The following is a 17,027-nucleotide window of genomic DNA, read 5'->3' on the forward strand; positions in this document are numbered from 1 at the left end:
GCACGCTGTCGAGCTGAGGGCGTGGGTGGCTCAGCGTGCGACGGTGCGGCGAATCATGGCCGCTTGACCTTGTCGACGAAGGACCGCCAGGTCGACGGGGTGAACGCGAGCACCGGACCCTGCCGGTCCTTGCTGTCCCGGACGGCCACCACGCCGGGCAGGTTGTCGGCCACCTCCACGCAGTCGGTGCTGCCGCTGCGGGTGGAGGTGCGCCAGGTCGCGCCGTTCAGGGCCATGACTTCACCATTTCGTTGAGGAGTGCGATCGACTGCTGGCGGGACAGCGCCTCGTTGCGCACCGTCTCCCAGCGCGCCAACAGGGTAGCCAGATTCGCCTCGTTGTCGGTCGGTGACGCGGTCAGTTGGGTCTCCTGGCTCGCCACCCAGCCACCGTCCACACCTCGGGCCAACGAGAACGACCCGTAGAGGCCGACGTGCAGCCCGACGCTGAGTGGCACGACGTGGACGCTTACGTTCGGGCGCTCAGCGTAGGCGATCAGGTGCTCGATCTGGTGCGCCATGAGTGTCCGGAGACGCTCCTCCCGCCGATGCAGGACGGCCTCGTCGACGACAGCTATGAGCTGCGGCGGGTCGGGCTGGTCGAGGATGGCCTGCCGGTCCAGCCGCGCGGCGACCCGCTGCTCCACCTCCTCGTCGCTGAGCAGATCGTCGCAGCGGATCACCGCGCGGGCGTAGCCCTCGGTCTGAAGCAGCGCTGGGACCAGCGTCGGCTGGAAGACCCGGAGCTGCCGGGCCTGGCGTTCGGCGTCGAGCCAGGGCAGGAACCAGGATGGCTGCCCTTCCCGCTCGGCGATCCGCAGCAGCGACGCCAGCAGCCCGCCGGAGGTCAGCACCTCGTCGGCCCGGGCCAGGAGCTGACGATCGTACGGCCGGGCGCCGGTCTCGACGGCGGAGACCATGGACGCCGAGTAGTGCACCAGTTTCCCGAACTCCTCCTGGCTGTGCCCGGCGGCGACGCGTAGCCGGCGTAGCTGTGACCGGATCAGATCCGCCGTCGTCTGCTCCACACTGCCTCCACAATCACCTGCCGAGAAACACTCGGCGTCCCTCGGCGGCCTCCGGGTCACGCACCAGGGCCACCACCAGCCTCGATGCCTTCCGACAGTAGTGGTCCCGTCACCAAACTGTCAGCCATGCCGGATTCGTTCGTTGCCCGGAGGGCGCGGACGGGTTCAGGCGGGGGCCGCTCGCAATCCCCCTGCGAGCGGCCCTACCCAGACCCGCTCCGGGTGCATCTGGTGCCACTCCGGTGACACCAGATGTGTCCGGAGCCCTCCTCGCCGGAGCTTGATGTGTCAAATGCGCGCGCCGCCGTGCCGGCTCGACCACCACACACTCCGCTACGGCCGACCTGGTGCTGCCGCACCGACGGGCAGCCCTGGCCCTGCGGGGAGGCGCGACTACTACTGCGGGCGGAGTACGAACACAACCTGACCGGCCTGTCGATCCACCTCGCCGCCCGCCGCCACCCCCACCGACTCGTCGATCTTGCAGTTGTGGTCGCTGATTCGTCCACTAATACCCGGTATGCCCCGACCACAACTGCAAGATCGCGGGTGCGGGGTGCGGGGTGCGGGGTGCGGGGTGCGGGGTGCGGGGTGCGGGGTGCGGGGTGCGGGGTGCGGGGTGCGGGGTGTGGGGCAGCGTCCTCGACAACGGCGAGCCGCCTTGGGCGGCGGCTCGCCGTTGGGGGTGGGCCGTAGGTGATTCGGGCCAAATCTGGGGCGAGGTGTCAGTCGGAGGTGACCTTGCTGGGCTTGGCGCTGCGCTCGTCGGTGGTCGGCTTGGTCGGGCGCTTGCCGTTCTCGCCGGTGCTGGTGATCTTCGTCGGGGTGGCGCCTCGGCCGCCCTCGCCGGGTACCGCCGCCACCGTCGGCTCGCCGTCCAGTCCTTCGCTCGCGGTGCCGCCGTCGACGCTTGTCGGCTCGGCCACCGGCCGGCTCGGCGCGGGATCCTCGACAGTGGTGACCGGTTCCGCCACCGGCCTCGTCGCCGGCCCGGCATCGTCCCCGCTCGGCCGGTCACCGGCTCGGCCGCCCCCTACCGGGGCGTCGTCGCCGGGGCGGCTGGCAGCGCCGCCGGAGGGAGTGACCGCCGGCGTGTCGCCGGAGGGTTGAGTGCCGTTCGTTGAGGCGCCGGTAGGACGTGCTCCGTTGGTGGACGCGCCGGCAACCGCCGGTGCGGCCGAGCCGTCGGGCGCTGACGTGGCCTGTAGCCGCAGGCCGAGCAGCTTGCGCTCCAGCTCGTCGGACTCCTGTCGGGATTTCCACGTCTCCTGCCGCAGGTCGGCGAGCTGCTGCTGGGCCTTGGCGATCTCCAGCATCACCTGGGCGAGCTGCTGCCGGCCGGCCGCCGCCTCCTGCTGCGTGGCGGCGAGGTGCTGCTGGGTGGTGGCCAGGTGCTGCTGGGTGGTGGCCGCGTACTCCTCGAACTGGCGGCGGGACGCGGCGACGTACTCGTCCGCCTCGCGCCGCACGGCGGTGACGTGCTCGTCCGCCTCCCGCCGGGTGGTTTCGGCGTACTGGTCGGCGTCGCGGTGGGTGCCGGCCGCGTACTCGTCGGCCTCGCCCCGCACGGCGGAGACGTACTCGTCGGCCTCGCGTCGCTTCGCGGCCGACTCGGTCTCCGCCTGACGCAGCAGCTCACCGGCCTGCTCCTCGGCCCGCCCGCGCACCGTGGCGGCCTCCTGCTCGGCGGCCTGGCGGATCTGGTCGGCGCCCTGCTCGATCTCGTTCTTCCGCGCCGTGTACTCCGACTCCAGCTGGGACCGGCGGCTCTCGAAGCCGGACTCCAGCTCGGCGGTACGGGTGCGGATCCGCTCGTCCAGCTCCGCGTTGCGGGTCTTGTACTGCTTCTCCAGCTGATCGCGGCGGGCGGTGAACTCGCGTTCGGCGGTCGCCTTGCGCTCGGTCAGTTCCCGGTCGGCCGCCTCGCGTCGGCTGTTGACCTCCTTCTCCACCCCGGCCCGCCAGGCACCCAGCTCCTGCTGTGCCTGTGCCCGAGCGTGCTGCACGTACGCCTCGGTCTCGCCGCGCATGCGCTGGGCGTACGCCTCAGTCTCGGCGCGGGTGCGCTTGGCCGCCTCGGTCGCCTGGGTGCTCAGCCGCTCGGCCTCCTGGCGGGCCTTGTTGCGGGCGGCCCGGCCGGCCTCGGCGGCGTCGTCGATGATCTGCTTGGCCTCCTGCTGGGCCTTGGCATGGGTGGCTCGGCCGGCCTCGGTGGCCTGATCGACCAACCGGCGCGCCTCCTGCTGGGCCTTTGCGTGCACCTCCTTGGCGGCATCGCGAAGCTGGGTCGCCTCCTGCTGGGCGGTGGCGAGCGCCTCGCGGGCCGCGTCGCGCAGCTTGGTCGCCTCCTGCTGGGCCCGGCTGTGGATCTCCTTGGCCGCGTCCCGTAGCTGCGTCGCCTCCTGCTGGGCCCGGGCCAGGGCTTCCTGAGCGGACTTGCGGAGCCGGGCGGCCTCCTCCTTCGCGGACTTCGCGGCGGCCTCCGACTCGGCCCGGCGGGCCGCGGCCTGCCGCTCCTCCTCGGCCCGGCGGGCGGCCAGGGCGATCTCGAAATCCTTGAGCGCGGTGGCCGCCGCGACGCGGGCTTCCTCGATGATGTGCTCGGCGGCGGCCCGGCGGGCTTCGATCTCCTCGTTGGCGGCGGAGAGGATGTCCTCGGCCTGCTCCTCGGCCAGCGTGAGGATCTGCTCCACCCGCGGCCCGAGGTGCCGGAAGGCGGCCCGGTCGACGACCCCGACCTGCTTGCGAACCTGGGCGAGGTCGCGTTGCAGCACCTCGACCTGACCGGCCAGCTTGTGGATCTGGGTGTACGCCTGTTCCCGTTCGGCCGCGAGCGCGGCGATCTCGTGCTCCGCACGAGCGACGTATCGGTCGACCTGTCGTTTCTCGTACCCCCGCAGGGCGGACTCGAAGCTGGGCTCCGTGGTCACGTCCCCGCCGAGCGCGAACAGTTCCTCGCCGTGCGACATGCTCCCATCCTCACACGCATCGGGCCCTCCTGGGGCGATACGGACGCCCCTGTTGGGACCTACTTCACGGCTCGGGGAAGGCGACGCTGGTAGCCGGCCAGGCCCCGCGAAACGCAGGGCGGCGCGGGGTGTCACCGGTCACCCGATGTCACCCCGCGCCGTGGATCATGCCCCGGTGTACCTGGTCAGCTGGACGTTTCCGCGGCCACCTTGCCGTCCGCCCCGTCGGCCCCGTCCGCGCCGTCCGCCTTCTTGGCCGCCGGCTTGTCCGCCCCGGCAGCGGCGGCGTTGTTCGGCACGCCCGGAACGATGCCGGCCAGGCCGGAGAGCATCTGCCCGAGCTGCGAGGTGACGGCGTCCTTCTGCCGGGTGAGGTCCTCGACCTCGCGGCGCGCCGCCTGGGTGGTCAGCTCGGCCTCGGTGCGGGCCTCGTTGAGCAGGCGCTGCGACTCGGCGCGGGCCTCGCTCAGCGTCCGCTCGGACAGCGCCTTGGCCTTCTCCACCGTCTCGGTGGCGGTGCGCTCCGACTCGACCCGGCGGGCCTCGGCGCGCTGCTCGATCTCCTTGGCCCGGTCCTGCGCGGCGCGGGCCCGCTGCTCGGCCTCGTTGACCAGCTTCTGGGTCTGCGCGACCTGGGCGGCGTGCCGCTCCGACTCCTCGCGCTCGGCCTTCTCGCGCCGCTCCGCGAGCTGCAGCTCCAGGGCCTGGAGGTCCTTGTCGCGCTTGTCGCGGGCGTCGGTGAGCAGCTTCGTCGCCTCGGCGCGCTTCTCCTCGGCCTCGCGGGCGGCCTTGGCCCGCTGCTGGGTGATCTCGCGTTCGGCGGTGGCACGCAGGGTGGCCACCTCGCGTTCCACGGTGGACTTCAGCTCGGCGACCTCGTGGGCGGTCACCGTACGCAGCTGCTTGGTCTCCCGATCCGCGTCGGCGCGCAGCGTGTCGGCCTCGCGGCGGGCCTGGACGCGCACCTCGGCGGCCTCGCGCTCGGCGGCGGTACGGACGTTGCCCGCCTCGCGCTCGGCGGTGGCCTTCATGGCCGCGGCCTCGGCGCGCGCCTTGTCGGTGATCTCCCGCGCTTCGAGGCGGGCGGCCGAGAGGATGCCCTCCGACTCGCGCTTGGCCTCGTTGCGGTGGTCGTTGGCCTGCTCCTCGGCGAGCCGGAGGATCTGCTCGACCCGGGTGCCGAGGCCGGACAGCGTGGGCCGGCTGTTCTCCTCCAGCTGCTTGCTGGTGTCGGTGAGCTTCTGCTCAAGGGCAGTGAGTCGCTGCTCGGACTGCCGGAGCCGGCGCTGCGCGTCGTTGAGCGCCTGCTCGGCGTCGGCGCGGTCCTTGTTGGCCTGGCTCAGCGCTGCGTTGAGCCGGCCGATGAAGTCGTCGACCTGACCGGTGTTGTATCCGCGCAGGCCAACCGTGAAATCTGGCTGCGAGTTCGCGTTATCGAAGAACGCGAGAGGGGAGGACTGCTGCTGGGGCATTGGGACATACTGGCAGACTCCCTGGGGTGCTTCGCAAGAGCGTGCCGCCCTTTGCCGTCCGCATTACATGGTCAACTCCGGGTGGTGGTCGACCACCGGCGCGACATGCGATCTTGCCAGCTCCGGGGCGAGCCGGATGGCACGGAGCGTGACATGGAAAAGGGCCGTGGCGCGGTGGCGCACGGCCCTTTGTTTCCGGTGTCGCCCTCTCGCACGAATGGGCGTCGGGCCGCCCGTGTGGAAAGCCAATCGGCGATCACCGAATGGCCATCGGTGCCTCGGCCGTCAGGTCAGCGCCCACGGAACCGGTTGATGGCCTCGGCGTGGCGGGCGCGCAGCTCGGGGTCGCGTACGCCGAGTCCGTCCTCTGGGGCCAGACAGCGGACGCCGACCTTGCCCTGGTGGGCGTTGCGGTGCACCTCGTACGCGGCCTGGCCGGTCTGCTCCAGCGCGTACGTCCTCGACACCGTGGGGTGGATCTTCCCCAGCGCCACCAGCCGGTTGGCCTCCCACGCCTCACGGTAGTTGGCGAAGTGGCTGCCCACGATGCGCTTGAGATGCATCCAGAGGTAGCGGTTGTCGTACTGGTGCAGGAAGCCGCTGGTGGAGGCGCAGGTGACGACGGTGCCGCCGCGCTTGGCGACGTAGACGCTGGCACCGAAGGTCTCCCGGCCCGGGTGTTCGAAGACGATGTCCGGGTCCTCGCCGCCGGTGAGTTCCCGGATCCGCTCGCCGAAGCGGCGCCACTCGTCCGGATCCTGGGTCTGCTCGTCGGACCAGAACCGGAAGCCCTCGGCGGAGCGGTCGATGACCAGCTCGGCGCCCATCCGCCGGCACAGCTCCGCCTTCTCCGGCGAGGAGACGACGCAGACCGGGATGGCGCCACCGTTGAGCGCCATCTGGGTGGCGTAGCCGCCCAGGCCGCCCGAGGCGCCCCAGATCAGCACCACGTCGCCCTGCTTCATGTTCGCGCCGTGGTGCGACACCAACTGGCGGTACGCGGTCGAGTTGACCAGCCCGGGGCTGGCCGCCTCCTCCCAGCTCAGGTGTGCCGGCTTGGGCATGAGCTGGTTGGCCTTGACCACGGCCAGCTCGGCCAGGCCGCCGAAGTTGGTCTCGAACCCCCAGATCCGCTGCTGCGGGTCGAGCATCGTGTCGTCGTGACCGGCCGCGTCCTCCAGCTCGACCGACAGGCAGTGGGCCACCACCTCGTCGCCGGGGCGCCAGCGACTCACCCCGGCACCGACCCGTAGCACCACCCCCGCCGCGTCCGAACCGACCACGTGGTACGGCAGGTCGTGCCGGCGGGCCAACTCGGAGGTGCGGCCGTAACGCTGGAGGAACCTGAAGGTGGACAGTGGCTCGAAGATGCTGGTCCAGACGGTGTTGTAGTTGATGGCGCTGGCCATCACCGCGACCAGTGCCTCGCCCGGGCCGAGTTCGGGGGTGGGCACCTCCTGGAGGTGCAGTGCCTTGCGGGGGTCCTTGTCCCGGGTGGCCAGGCCGTCGAACATCCGGGTCTCTTCGGCCCGGACGACCACACCCCGGTAGCTCTCCGGTACCGGCAGTCCGGCGACGCCGGCCAACTCGCGCGCCGGGTTGACCGACCCGTCCGCCGCCATGATGGCTTCGAGGATGTCGTGCACGGTGACCTCCGGTTCTCGCCGCGCCAGCGGCGGGCCTGGGGCTGCCATCGTCGACGCTTGTCGGCGGCGATCACCATGTCGGCCGCCACCACATCCCGCGTCTTCGGGCTACCTGTGAGGCCGGAGGTTACTGAACGGTAGCTAGGGTCGGAAGCCTCCTGTGAAAAAGTGCATCGGCCGCTGCGCGGAGGTGCATGCTCGTTCCGGTAAGCGCACACCTCCGTGCTCGCGGCGGCCGTGCCCGGCCGGCGAGTCAGTGGGACGCGGCCGGTTGCACCAGCTCGATCAGCACGCCGCCGGCGTCCTTCGGGTGCACGAAGTTGATCCGTGAATCTGCGGTGCCACGCTTCGGGGTCTCGTAGAGCAGCCGTACGCCACGTTCGCGCAGCGCCGCGCAGGCCGCGTCGATGTCGATCACCGTGTACGCCACCTGCTGAACGCCCGGGCCGTTGCGGTCCAGGAACTTCGCGATCGTCGACTCCGGGGTCAGCGGCGCGAGCAGTTGCACGCAACCGCCTTCGGTGCTCGGGCCGACCGCCAGCATCGCCTCCCGGACACCCTGCTCGGTGTTGATCTCCTTGTGCACGCAGCGCATCCCGAACGTGCGCTGGTAGAAGTCGATGGCGGCGTCGAGGTCGGGTACCGCGATCCCGACATGGTCGATGCGGCGCAGCCCGATGTCTGTGACATAGTCGGCAGCGGGCTCGACAGGGGAGTTCTGAGGCATGACGTTAGTCTGGCCGAACAATCGTTAAGGCGTACAGGTCGGCACCCCCTCGGAGGCAGGTATGGCTTCGGTGATCGTCAGCGGCGCGCGGACCCCGATGGGGCGCCTGCTGGGCAACCTCAAGGACCTACCGGCGACGAAACTCGGCGGCATAGCGATCTCCGCCGCGCTCGAACGGGCGGGAGTCGCACCTGACCAGGTGCAATACGTGATCATGGGGCAGGTGCTCCAGGCGGGCACCGGGCAGATCCCCGCCCGGCAGGCGGCCGTCGAGGCGGGCATCCCGATGTCCGTACCGGCCCTGACGATCAACAAGGTCTGCCTCTCCGGGCTCGACGCGATCGCCCTGGCCGACCAGCTGATCCGGGCCGGTGAGTTCGACATCGTGGTGGCCGGCGGGATGGAGTCGATGACCAACGCCCCGCACCTGCTGCTCGGCCAGCGTGGCGGCTACAAGTACGGCGACGTGGTGATCAAGGACCACATGGCGCTCGACGGGCTGACCGACGCGTGGGACTGCTGCTCGATGGGGGAGTCCACCGAGCGGCACGGCAGCACCCGGAGCATCACCCGTCAGGAGCAGGACGAGTTCGCGGCCAGCAGCCACCAGCGCGCGGCCGCCGCCCAGAAGAACGGCCACTTCGCCGAGGAGATCACCCCGGTGGTCATCCCGCAGCGCAAGGGTGACCCGCTGGTGATCAGCGAGGACGAGGGCATCCGGCCGGACACCACCGCCGAGTCCCTGGCCAAGCTCCGTCCGGCGTTCACCGCCGACGGCACCATCACCGCCGGCAGTGCCTCACCGATCTCCGACGGGGCCGCCGCCGTGGTGGTGATGAGCAAGGCCAAGGCCAAGGAGCTGGGCCTGGCCTGGCTGGCCGAGGTGGGTGCGCACGGCAACGTGGCAGGCCCGGACAACTCCCTGCACTCGCAGCCGTCGAACGCCATCCAGCACGCCCTGCGCAAGGGCGGTCTGGCCGTCTCCGACCTGGACCTGATCGAGATCAACGAGGCCTTCGCGCAGGTCGGTATCCAGTCGACCCGTGATCTCGGGATCAGTCCGGACAAGGTCAACGTCAACGGCGGGGCGATCGCGCTCGGCCACCCGATCGGCATGTCCGGCGCCCGGCTGGTGCTCAGCCTCGCGCTGGAACTCAAGCGGCGTGGTGGCGGCACCGGCGCGGCAGCGCTGTGCGGGGGTGGCGGCCAGGGTGACGCACTGATCATCCACGTTCCCGACCCCAGCGAAACCGATCTGTGAGCGAGTCGAACACCCGCGTTCCGGCGACGGCCACCGGTTCGGTGCGCCGCAGCCGGGACGTACCGATGCTTGTCGAACGGGCCCGCGACGGTGACCCTCGCGCGGTCGCCCGGCTGATCACCCTGGTCGAGTCGGGCGACGAGACCGTGCCGGCCATCGCCGCGGCGCTCGCCCCGTACACCGGACGGGCCCAGGTGGTCGGACTGACCGGCTCGCCGGGGGTGGGCAAGTCCACCACCACAAACGAGTTGGTCCGGGCGCTGCGGGCCCACGGCCACCGGGTCGGCGTGCTGGCCATCGACCCGTCCAGCCCGTTCACCGGCGGTGCGATCCTCGGTGACCGGGTGCGGATGCAGGACCATGCCACCGACCCGGGCGTCTACATCCGCTCCATGTCCAGCCGGGGGCACCTCGGCGGGCTGTCGGCGGCGACCCCCCAGGCGGTGCGGGTGCTGGAGGGCGCCGGCTGCGACGTGGTGCTGGTGGAAACCGTCGGCGTCGGGCAGGCCGAGGTCGAGGTCGCCTCCCTGGCCGACACCACGCTGGTGCTGCTCGCGCCGGGCATGGGCGACGCGATCCAGGCGGTGAAGGCCGGCATCCTGGAGATCGCCGACGTCTTCGTGGTCAACAAGGCCGACCGGGACGGTGTCGACGCCACCGTCCGGGACATCCAGGGCATGATCGCCCTCGGCGAGCGCGGGCCGGGTGAGTGGCGTCCGCAGGTGGTGCGGGCGATCGCCGCCCGCGGTGAGGGCATCGACGATGTCGCCGCCGCCATCGACAAGCACCGCGCCTGGCTGGTCGAGCACGACGAGTTGCGGCGTCGGCGCGAGGCGCGGGCCGCCGCCGAGGTCGAGGCGATCGCGCTCGGCGTGCTCCGCGCCCGGATCGGCTCCCTGCGCGACGGTACGCAACTGCCGGCGCTCGCCGCCGAGGTGGCGGCCGGTGCGACCGATCCGTACGCCGCAGCCGACGCCCTGCTCGCTCAGCTCTCCGGCTGACCGCGTCCACTGCGGACCGCCGGGGACGGTTAGGCTCGCACCGCCGCGCGGGTGCGCGGACACTGCGACGGCCGCTGGGGGACGCATGGACCACGAGATGACGCAGGAGTTGGCGATGACGCCAGACGCGGTGGCGGGCGGGCGTACGCACATCTCGGACGAGGTGGTGGAGAAGATCGCGGTGGCCGCGGCGAAGGCCGTGCCCGGCGTGGTCGAGCTGGGTGGCGACATCGCCCGGTTCTTCAACGCCGTGCTGGACCGGGTGGGGCTCGACCAGGTCGGCGACGCGCGCCGGGGCTGCTCGGCGCACGTCACCAACGGCGGTGCCGTGATCAACCTCGTGATCGTGACGGACGCCGGGCATCCGGTCCCCGAGGTGACCACGGCGGTGCGGGTCGAGGTGACCCGGGCGGTCGAGGCGTACGGACTGCGGGTCGACGAGATCAACATCCGGGTGGACGACGTGGCCATCGACGGTCCCGTCGCCTGAGTTCGCGCAGCTCGGGTTACCGGTCGGTACGAACTGCCTTATCGATCGTTCAGGTAAGGGCTCTACACTCGATTGCAGTCGAGGACTCGAGGAGGAGCCCGGGGATGAACGCCGACGACATCGCGGCCGGGCGGGCCCGCTGGCAGGCCCGCTACGACTCTGCGCGCAAGCGGGACGCCGACTTCACCACGCTCTCCGGGATGCCCGTCGAGCCGGTATACGGTCCGCCGGAGGGCGCCGCGTACCCGGGCTTCGAGCGGATCGGCTGGCCCGGGGAGTTCCCCTACACGCGGGGCCTCTACCCGACTGGCTACCGGGGACGGACCTGGACCATCCGGCAGTTCGCCGGGTTCGGCAACGCCCGGCAGACCAACGAGCGCTACAAGATGATCCTGGGCGCCGGTGGCGGCGGCCTCTCGGTCGCCTTCGACATGCCCACCCTGATGGGGCGCGACTCCGACGACCCGCAGTCGCTCGGCGAGGTGGGCCACTGCGGGGTGGCGGTGGACAGCGCAGCCGACATGGAGGTGCTCTTCGACGGCATCGACCTGGCCGGGGTCACCACGAGCATGACCATTTCCGGCCCGGCAGTGCCGGTGTTCTGCATGTACCTGGTCGCCGCCGAGCGTCAGGGCGCCGACCTGTCGAGCCTGGACGGGACGCTGCAGACCGACATCTTCAAGGAGTACATCGCGCAGAAGGAGTGGCTGTTCGACCCGGAGCCGCACCTGCGCCTGATCGGCGACCTGATGGAGTACTGCGCGGCGGAGATCCCGCGCTACAAGCCGCTGTCGGTCTCCGGGTACCACATCCGCGAGGCCGGCTCGACGGCCGCGCAGGAACTGGCGTACACCCTGGCCGACGGCTTCGGCTACGTCGAGCTGGGGCTCTCGCGCGGGCTCGACGTCAACGTCTTCGCTCCCGGGCTGAGCTTCTTCTTCGACTCGCACGTCGACTTCTTCGAGGAGATCGCCAAGTTCCGTGCCGCCCGTCGGATCTGGGCCCGCTGGCTGCGCGACGTCTACGGCGCCACCAGCGAGAAGGCGCTCTGGCTGCGGTTCCACACGCAGACCGCCGGCGTGTCGCTGACCGCGCAGCAGCCGGTCAACAACGTGGTACGCACCGCCGTCGAGGCGCTCGCCGCCGTGCTCGGTGGCACCAACTCGCTGCACACCAACGCCCTGGACGAGACCCTCGCCCTGCCCACCGACGAGTCCGCCGAGATCGCCCTGCGGACGCAGCAGGTGCTGATGGAGGAGATCGGGGTGACAAACGTGGCCGACCCGCTGGGCGGCTCCTGGTACGTCGAGGCGCTCACCGACCGGATCGAGGCCGAGGCGGAGGAGATCTTCGCCCGGATCCGCGCGCTCGGCGGCGACGGCCCGCACCTGATCGGGCCGATGACCTCCGGCATCCTGCGCGGCATCGAGGACGGCTGGTTCACCGGACAGATCGCCGAGGCCGCGTTCGCGTACCAGCAGGCGCTGGAGAAGGGCGACAAGAAGATCGTCGGCGTCAACTGCCACACCGGTACGGTCGCCAAGGAACTGGAGATCCTGCGCATCTCGCACGAGGTGGAGCTGGAACAGCGCCGGATGCTGGCCGAGCGCAAGCACGGTCGGGACGACGCCCGGGTACGTGCCGCGGTCGAGGCGATGGTGGCGGTGAGCCGTACCGGGGAGAACATGATCCCGGCGATGCTCGACGCCGTCCGGGCGGAGGCGACCCTCGGCGAGATCTGCGACGCGCTGCGCGCCGAATGGGGCGTTTACCGCGAGCCCGCACGGTTCTGACCTTCGCCCCACCGGCGCGGCTGGGCAGGGGTGACAGTGGCAACTGTGCGGGCCGAGGCTGATCCGAGTTCGGCGAACTGCGTGCGAGACTAGATAACCATGAGCGACCCACGGATCACCTCGTCGATCTTTACCCGCGGCGCGGTCGACCTCAGCGCGCTGCGCACCCCTGCCCCCAGTTCCACACCGGCTCCGGTCCAGGCCGGCCCGCCCGCCGGGGCACCCGGTGGTGCCGTCGGCGGGGTCACCGTCGTCGACGTGACCGAGGCGACCTTCCAGTCGGAGGTCCTGGAGCGCTCGTTGACCACACCGGTCGTGGTCGACTTCTGGGCTGAGTGGTGCGAGCCCTGCAAGCAACTCTCTCCGGTGCTGGAACGGCTGGCGGTGGAGGGCGGCGGTGCGTGGGTGCTCGCCAAGGTCGACGTGGACGCCAACCCGCGGCTCGCGCAGATGTTCCGGGTCCAGGGCATCCCAATGGTGTACGCGGTGGTCGGCGGGCAGCCCGTCGACGCCTTCTCCGGCGTGGTACCCGAGGCGCAGCTTCGCCAGTGGATCCAGGCCGTGCTCAAGGCCGGCGGGGTGAGCGTGGCCGAGCCGGAGGACCCACGGCTCGACGAGGCGGACGACGCGCTGATGAGTGGCGACCTGGACGCCGCCGAGCAGGCGTACCGGAAGATCCTCGCCGAAACCCCGGCGGACGCTGCGGCCGAGGCCGGGCTGGCCCAGGTGGGACTCGCCCGCCGGGTGGCCGGGGCGGATCCGCAGGCCGCGCTCACCGCTGCGGCGGCCGACCCGGACGATGTCGACGCCCAACTGCTCGCCGCCGACATCGAGGTGCTCAGCGGCCTGGCCGATCAGGCGTACCAGCGCCTGGTCGGGCTGGTCCGCCGCACCGCTGGCGACGACCGCGAGAAGGTCCGTCAGCACCTGGTCGGCCTGTTCACCATCGCCGGGCCAGAGGATCCCGCAGTCGCCTCGGCCCGCCGGGCCCTGGCCAGCGCCCTGTTCTGAGTACCTGCCACGCCAGCGCGGGCCGGCGTGTCGCCGGCCCGCTCCCCACACCGGAGGACGGGAGCCCAGGTGAGCGCGAGGAGTGAGCTTGCGAGCCCCGCAGTCGCGAACGAAGGCGGCCCATGATGCGCCGGATCGCCGTCCTCGACGCCCCGAGCAACCTCGGTCTGCGCCCGCCCACGCCTACCTCCGTTCCGGGCTGCGGGAAGGCGCCCGGTGCGCTACGGGACCAGGGGCTGCTGCCCCGGTTGCGCGCCCGTGACGCGGGTTGCCTGACCCCGCCCCGTTACGACGCCGGTGACTGGCGACCCGGCGACGGTGTCTGCCACGCGCGGGACATCGCCGGCTACTCGGCGGCACTGGCCGACCGGATCGGCGCGATCATCGACCGGGGCGAGTTCCCGGTGGTCCTCGGCGGTGACTGCTCGATTCTGCTCGGCTCGGCGCTGGCCATGCACCGGCTGGGTGAGGCGGTCGGCGGCCGGATCGGGCTGGTCTTCGTCGACGGCCATTCCGACTTCCGGCACCCCGGAAACGCCTCGTACGTGGGTGCGGCGGCGGGTGAGGATCTCGCCCTGGTGACCGGTCGGGGCCAGGCCGACCTGGCGGCCATCGAGGGCCGGCGACCCTACTTCCGGGACGTCGACGTGGTGGTGCTCGGCATCCGTGCCCAGGATGAGTACCGGCTCGACCTGCAGGCCGCCGGGATCATCACCCGACCGGTGCCGGCGCTTCGCGCCGAGGGCGCGGCGCGTACCGCCCAGTGGGCGCACGAGCAGCTGGCCGACTGCGCCGGCTACTGGGTGCACGTCGACGTGGACGTGCTCGACCCCGCCGTGATGCCGGCGGTCGACGCACCCGATCCGGGGGGCATCGCCTTCGCCGAGCTGGAGATTCTGCTCGCCGGTCTGGTCGACACCCCGCACTGCCTCGGTGTCGAGCTGACCGTCTTTGACCCCGACTACGACCCGGATGGCGCGTACGCCGCAGAGATCGTCAACACCGTGGTATCCGGCCTGCGTCCGGTGACCGCCCCCGGCTCGGCGCCGCCCCGGCTGCGTCCCGAGGAGAGGCCCCGCCCCACCCCCGGCCCGCGCCGGAGCATCGACCAGCTCGCCCCCGCGGCTGCACCGGCACCGCTCGACCTCGGCCAGGTCTACGACGATGACCCGAGCGGTGGTCGCCCGACCGGGGGTGAAGCGGGCGGCGGTCGTCCGAGCGGCGGTGGCGTGGGCGGCGGTGGCGTGGGCGGCGGTGGCGCGGGCGCGGACGGCGGTGACCTGGTCGAAGGTGGCCTAACTGACTGTGACCCGGCCGATGGCGGTGTAGCCGATGGTGACCTGGGCGGCGCCGGTGTCCCGACGGAGGCCACTCGTCCGGCGACCGCCACCGGCGGGCCGGCCGCCTGACCACCCACGACCGCTTCCGGCTGGCCGCGCTTTCCAGCGGTTGCCGTTGGGCCTTTCTTGCGGGCGGACCGAGGCGGCAGGGCGCGAAGGGGTGCGGCGTTCAGTCGGCCAGAGCGCGCAGGAAGCGCTCGGCGATCGGTACCGCGGTGCCGCTGCCCGAGCCGCCCTTCTCCACGAAGACGGCGAACGCCACCTCGCCCTGCCAGCCGACGAACCAGGCGTGGGTGTTCTCCGGGTTGTCGTCGTACTCGGCGGTGCCGGTCTTGCCGTGCACCGGCTCGCCCGGCACGTCCCGCAGCGCCGTGCCGGAGCCGCTGGTGACCACCTCGCGCATCATGTCCTGAACCGCCGCGACCGCCTCGGGCTTCAACTGCGGTCCCGGCCCGGCTGCCGGGGTCGGCGCCGGATCCGACAGCAGCTTCGGCGGGATGAACTGGCCCCGGGCCACCGCTGCGGTCGCCGCCGCCATGGCCAGCGGGCTGACCACGGTCGTACCCTGGCCGATCGCCGCGGCGGCCTGTTCGGTGGCGCCGCCGCCCGCCGAGACCTTGCCGGTGAACGCGTCGAGGCCCAGGTCCCCCCACTCGCCCTCCAGACCCAGGGTGCGTCCGGCGGCGGCCAGACCATCCGCGCCCAACTGGGGGGCGAGCGCGGCGAAGGCGGTGTTGCACGACTCGGCGAAGTCGGTGCGGAACGGCACCTCGCCGAGGGCGAAGTCATCGGAGTTCTTGAAGGAACGTCCGTCCACGACGAACCTCTTCGGGCAGGCGACGGTGGTGTCGGGGGTCACCGCTCCGCGTTCGATCAGCCCGAACGCGCTGACCATCTTGAAGGTGGAGCCGGGTGGCACCTGCGCGGTGAAGGCCAGGTTCTCCCCGGCGGCACCGGGGCCGTTGGCGGCGGCGAGCACGGCACCGTCGGTGACCCGTACGGCCACCAGGGCGGACCGTCGGCGTTCCCCGCGCAGCGCCCGGTCGGCGGCGTTCTGGGTGGCCACGTCGAGCGTGGTACGAACCGGCTGGCCGGGCTGGGGCTCACTGCGGAACACCTCGGTGCCGGTCGGCTCCACCGTGCCGTCCGGCCCGGCGCGGTTGATGACGACGGCCAACCCCGGTACGCCGCGTAGCCGTTCGTCCCAGCGGCCCTGTAACCCACCGTGACCGACGAGGTCGCCGGGGGAGTAGCGGTCTGGATGGTTGGTGAGGTCCTCGGCGTACGCCGGGTCGACGCTGCCGAGCACCGCCCGGGCGAACTCGCGGGTCGGTGCGAGGTCCAGCTTGTCGGTCGGGAACTTCGTCCCCGGCAGGTCGTAGATGCGTGGCTTGATCTGCCGGTACGCCTCGTCGCGCAGGGTGACCACCTCGACGAACGCGTCCGGTTTCGCGTCCTTCAGCCGTTTGGGGAGGTCCGACAGGTCGACCGGCGGGGTGATCGCCGGCCGGATGGCGCGGAACGCGGCGTCCAGCTCGCGGACCATCGCCTTGACGTCGGTCACCTCGCTCGGCCGCAACCCCACCCGGACCACGTCGCGCGGCGCCACGATCGGCTCGCCGGCACCGTCGAGCACGGTCGCCCGGGGCGCGCGGTCCCGCCGCAGCCCCAACCGGTCGCCCCGGGTCAGTTGTTCCTGGACGATCTGGGGCTCCCAGATCACCTGCCACTGGTCGTCCTGGCCCTGGGTGAGTCGCACCGGCCGGTCGTACGCCCAACTCGTCCCGCCCGGCAGCGTCCACTCCGCCCGGATGCTGGCGGTGGCGGTGTCCCGGACCACCTCGGGATCGCCCTGACGGGCCAGCGCGAGCGGAGCGTCGACAAGTTCGCCGGAAAGCTCGCGGATCTCCCGGACGACGTTGGCGGCGGAAATCTTCGCGCCGGTCGCGTCGACGAAGCCGACCGAGTTGAGGTCGCCCTTGCGCCAGCCGTCGAGGAAGGCGTCGACGGTGCGCTGCGGGCCGTCCTCGCCGGAGCAGGCCACCAGACTGGTCGCTAAGACCAGGCAGGCGACGGCGACGGTCAGTGGCGACCGGCTGTGGCGTTGTCGGCGCGGAACGTACATCTGGTGCTTCCTCCTGGTCGGCTGCTCCGCACGCTAGTACGGCGAGGCGACAGCCACTGTCCCGGCCGGGCCCGGTCAGGTGAAAAGACGGTCTCGTGACGGTGTGATGAACAACATCAGGCGGGGTACTCCGAACCCGGCCGAACCTCGTACCGCAACGGGTGA

The 17,027-nt window shown here is 71.7% G+C and carries 13 protein-coding genes; 6 read left to right on the forward strand and 7 right to left on the reverse strand.

Annotated elements, in window-relative coordinates:
* Positions 1-53 precede the first annotated feature (53 nt).
* The 6 genes from AB0J93_RS24030 to mce form a co-directional block, all read right to left on the reverse strand.
* Positions 54-236, reverse strand: coding sequence for a DUF397 domain-containing protein (locus AB0J93_RS24030; RefSeq protein WP_093410611.1), 183 nt, complete (start codon positions 234-236; stop codon positions 54-56).
* Positions 227-1,027: a helix-turn-helix transcriptional regulator gene (locus AB0J93_RS24035; protein WP_363924580.1), complete on the reverse strand. Its 801-nt coding sequence runs from the start codon at positions 1,025-1,027 to the stop codon at positions 227-229. Before AB0J93_RS24035 ends, AB0J93_RS24030 begins: the two co-directional genes overlap by 10 nt.
* Before the next feature lie 725 nt (positions 1,028-1,752).
* The gene (locus AB0J93_RS24040) at positions 1,753-3,996 is read right to left on the reverse strand and encodes a hypothetical protein (protein ID WP_363924581.1); all 2,244 of its coding nucleotides are present in this window, start codon (positions 3,994-3,996) and stop codon (positions 1,753-1,755) included.
* Between the two features lie 185 nt (positions 3,997-4,181).
* Complete coding sequence (locus AB0J93_RS24045; protein WP_363924582.1) at positions 4,182-5,468, reverse strand: DivIVA domain-containing protein; 1,287 nt, start codon at positions 5,466-5,468, stop codon at positions 4,182-4,184.
* Between the two features lie 290 nt (positions 5,469-5,758).
* Positions 5,759-7,114, reverse strand: a complete 1,356-nt coding sequence (gene ccrA / locus AB0J93_RS24050; RefSeq protein WP_363924664.1) for a crotonyl-CoA carboxylase/reductase — start codon at positions 7,112-7,114, stop codon at positions 5,759-5,761.
* A 253-nt stretch (positions 7,115-7,367) separates the two neighbouring features.
* Positions 7,368-7,841: a methylmalonyl-CoA epimerase gene (gene mce / locus AB0J93_RS24055; RefSeq protein WP_363924583.1), complete on the reverse strand. Its 474-nt coding sequence runs from the start codon at positions 7,839-7,841 to the stop codon at positions 7,368-7,370.
* A gap of 61 nt (positions 7,842-7,902) precedes the next feature.
* On the opposite strand from mce, the gene AB0J93_RS24060 reads away from it, so the two are divergent.
* The 6 genes from AB0J93_RS24060 to AB0J93_RS24085 all read left to right on the forward strand — a co-directional run bounded on the left by AB0J93_RS24060 (position 7,903) and on the right by AB0J93_RS24085 (position 14,806).
* Entirely contained in the window at positions 7,903-9,102 is a 1,200-nt protein-coding gene (locus tag AB0J93_RS24060; protein ID WP_363924584.1) for an acetyl-CoA C-acetyltransferase, read from the forward strand.
* A 65-nt stretch (positions 9,103-9,167) separates the two neighbouring features.
* Complete coding sequence (meaB, locus tag AB0J93_RS24065; RefSeq protein WP_363924665.1) at positions 9,168-10,103, forward strand: methylmalonyl Co-A mutase-associated GTPase MeaB; 936 nt, start codon at positions 9,168-9,170, stop codon at positions 10,101-10,103.
* 97 nt (positions 10,104-10,200) lie between these two features.
* A complete protein-coding gene (locus AB0J93_RS24070; RefSeq protein WP_363924585.1) occupies positions 10,201-10,593 on the forward strand; it encodes an Asp23/Gls24 family envelope stress response protein in 393 nt (130 codons plus the stop codon).
* A 104-nt stretch (positions 10,594-10,697) separates the two neighbouring features.
* A complete protein-coding gene (locus tag AB0J93_RS24075; RefSeq protein WP_363924586.1) occupies positions 10,698-12,386 on the forward strand; it encodes a methylmalonyl-CoA mutase family protein in 1,689 nt (562 codons plus the stop codon).
* A 99-nt stretch (positions 12,387-12,485) separates the two neighbouring features.
* Positions 12,486-13,397, forward strand: coding sequence for a tetratricopeptide repeat protein (locus AB0J93_RS24080; RefSeq protein ID WP_363924587.1), 912 nt, complete (start codon positions 12,486-12,488; stop codon positions 13,395-13,397).
* A gap of 122 nt (positions 13,398-13,519) precedes the next feature.
* Positions 13,520-14,806 (forward strand): arginase family protein, encoded by a 1,287-nt coding sequence (locus tag AB0J93_RS24085; protein ID WP_363924588.1) that lies wholly within the window; start codon positions 13,520-13,522, stop codon positions 14,804-14,806.
* A gap of 100 nt (positions 14,807-14,906) precedes the next feature.
* Here AB0J93_RS24085 and AB0J93_RS24090 read toward each other — a convergent pair whose 3' ends face one another.
* Positions 14,907-16,862 carry a penicillin-binding transpeptidase domain-containing protein gene (locus tag AB0J93_RS24090; RefSeq protein ID WP_363924589.1) on the reverse strand — a complete coding sequence of 652 codons (1,956 nt, stop codon included), beginning with the start codon at positions 16,860-16,862 and terminating at the stop codon, positions 14,907-14,909.
* Between the last annotated feature and the right edge of the window lie 165 nt (positions 16,863-17,027).

Source organism: Micromonospora sp. NPDC049374 (assembly GCF_040677165.1).
GTDB lineage: Bacteria > Actinomycetota > Actinomycetes > Mycobacteriales > Micromonosporaceae > Micromonospora.

What these genes read in the sequence shown, in the direction of transcription:
- AB0J93_RS24080 (WP_363924587.1), top strand. Translation starts at nt 12,486, where the DNA reads ATGAGCGACCCACGGATCACCTCGTCGATCTTTACCCGCGGCGCGGTC.
- AB0J93_RS24090 (WP_363924589.1), bottom strand. Translation starts at nt 16,862, where the DNA reads ATGTACGTTCCGCGCCGACAACGCCACAGCCGGTCGCCACTGACCGTC.
- AB0J93_RS24030 (WP_093410611.1), bottom strand. Translation starts at nt 236, where the DNA reads ATGGCCCTGAACGGCGCGACCTGGCGCACCTCCACCCGCAGCGGCAGC.
- AB0J93_RS24085 (WP_363924588.1), top strand. Translation starts at nt 13,520, where the DNA reads ATGATGCGCCGGATCGCCGTCCTCGACGCCCCGAGCAACCTCGGTCTG.
- AB0J93_RS24060 (WP_363924584.1), top strand. Translation starts at nt 7,903, where the DNA reads ATGGCTTCGGTGATCGTCAGCGGCGCGCGGACCCCGATGGGGCGCCTG.
- mce (WP_363924583.1), bottom strand. Translation starts at nt 7,841, where the DNA reads ATGCCTCAGAACTCCCCTGTCGAGCCCGCTGCCGACTATGTCACAGAC.
- AB0J93_RS24075 (WP_363924586.1), top strand. Translation starts at nt 10,698, where the DNA reads ATGAACGCCGACGACATCGCGGCCGGGCGGGCCCGCTGGCAGGCCCGC.
- AB0J93_RS24070 (WP_363924585.1), top strand. Translation starts at nt 10,201, where the DNA reads ATGACGCAGGAGTTGGCGATGACGCCAGACGCGGTGGCGGGCGGGCGT.
- meaB (WP_363924665.1), top strand. Translation starts at nt 9,168, where the DNA reads ATGCTTGTCGAACGGGCCCGCGACGGTGACCCTCGCGCGGTCGCCCGG.
- AB0J93_RS24040 (WP_363924581.1), bottom strand. Translation starts at nt 3,996, where the DNA reads ATGTCGCACGGCGAGGAACTGTTCGCGCTCGGCGGGGACGTGACCACG.
- AB0J93_RS24045 (WP_363924582.1), bottom strand. Translation starts at nt 5,468, where the DNA reads ATGCCCCAGCAGCAGTCCTCCCCTCTCGCGTTCTTCGATAACGCGAAC.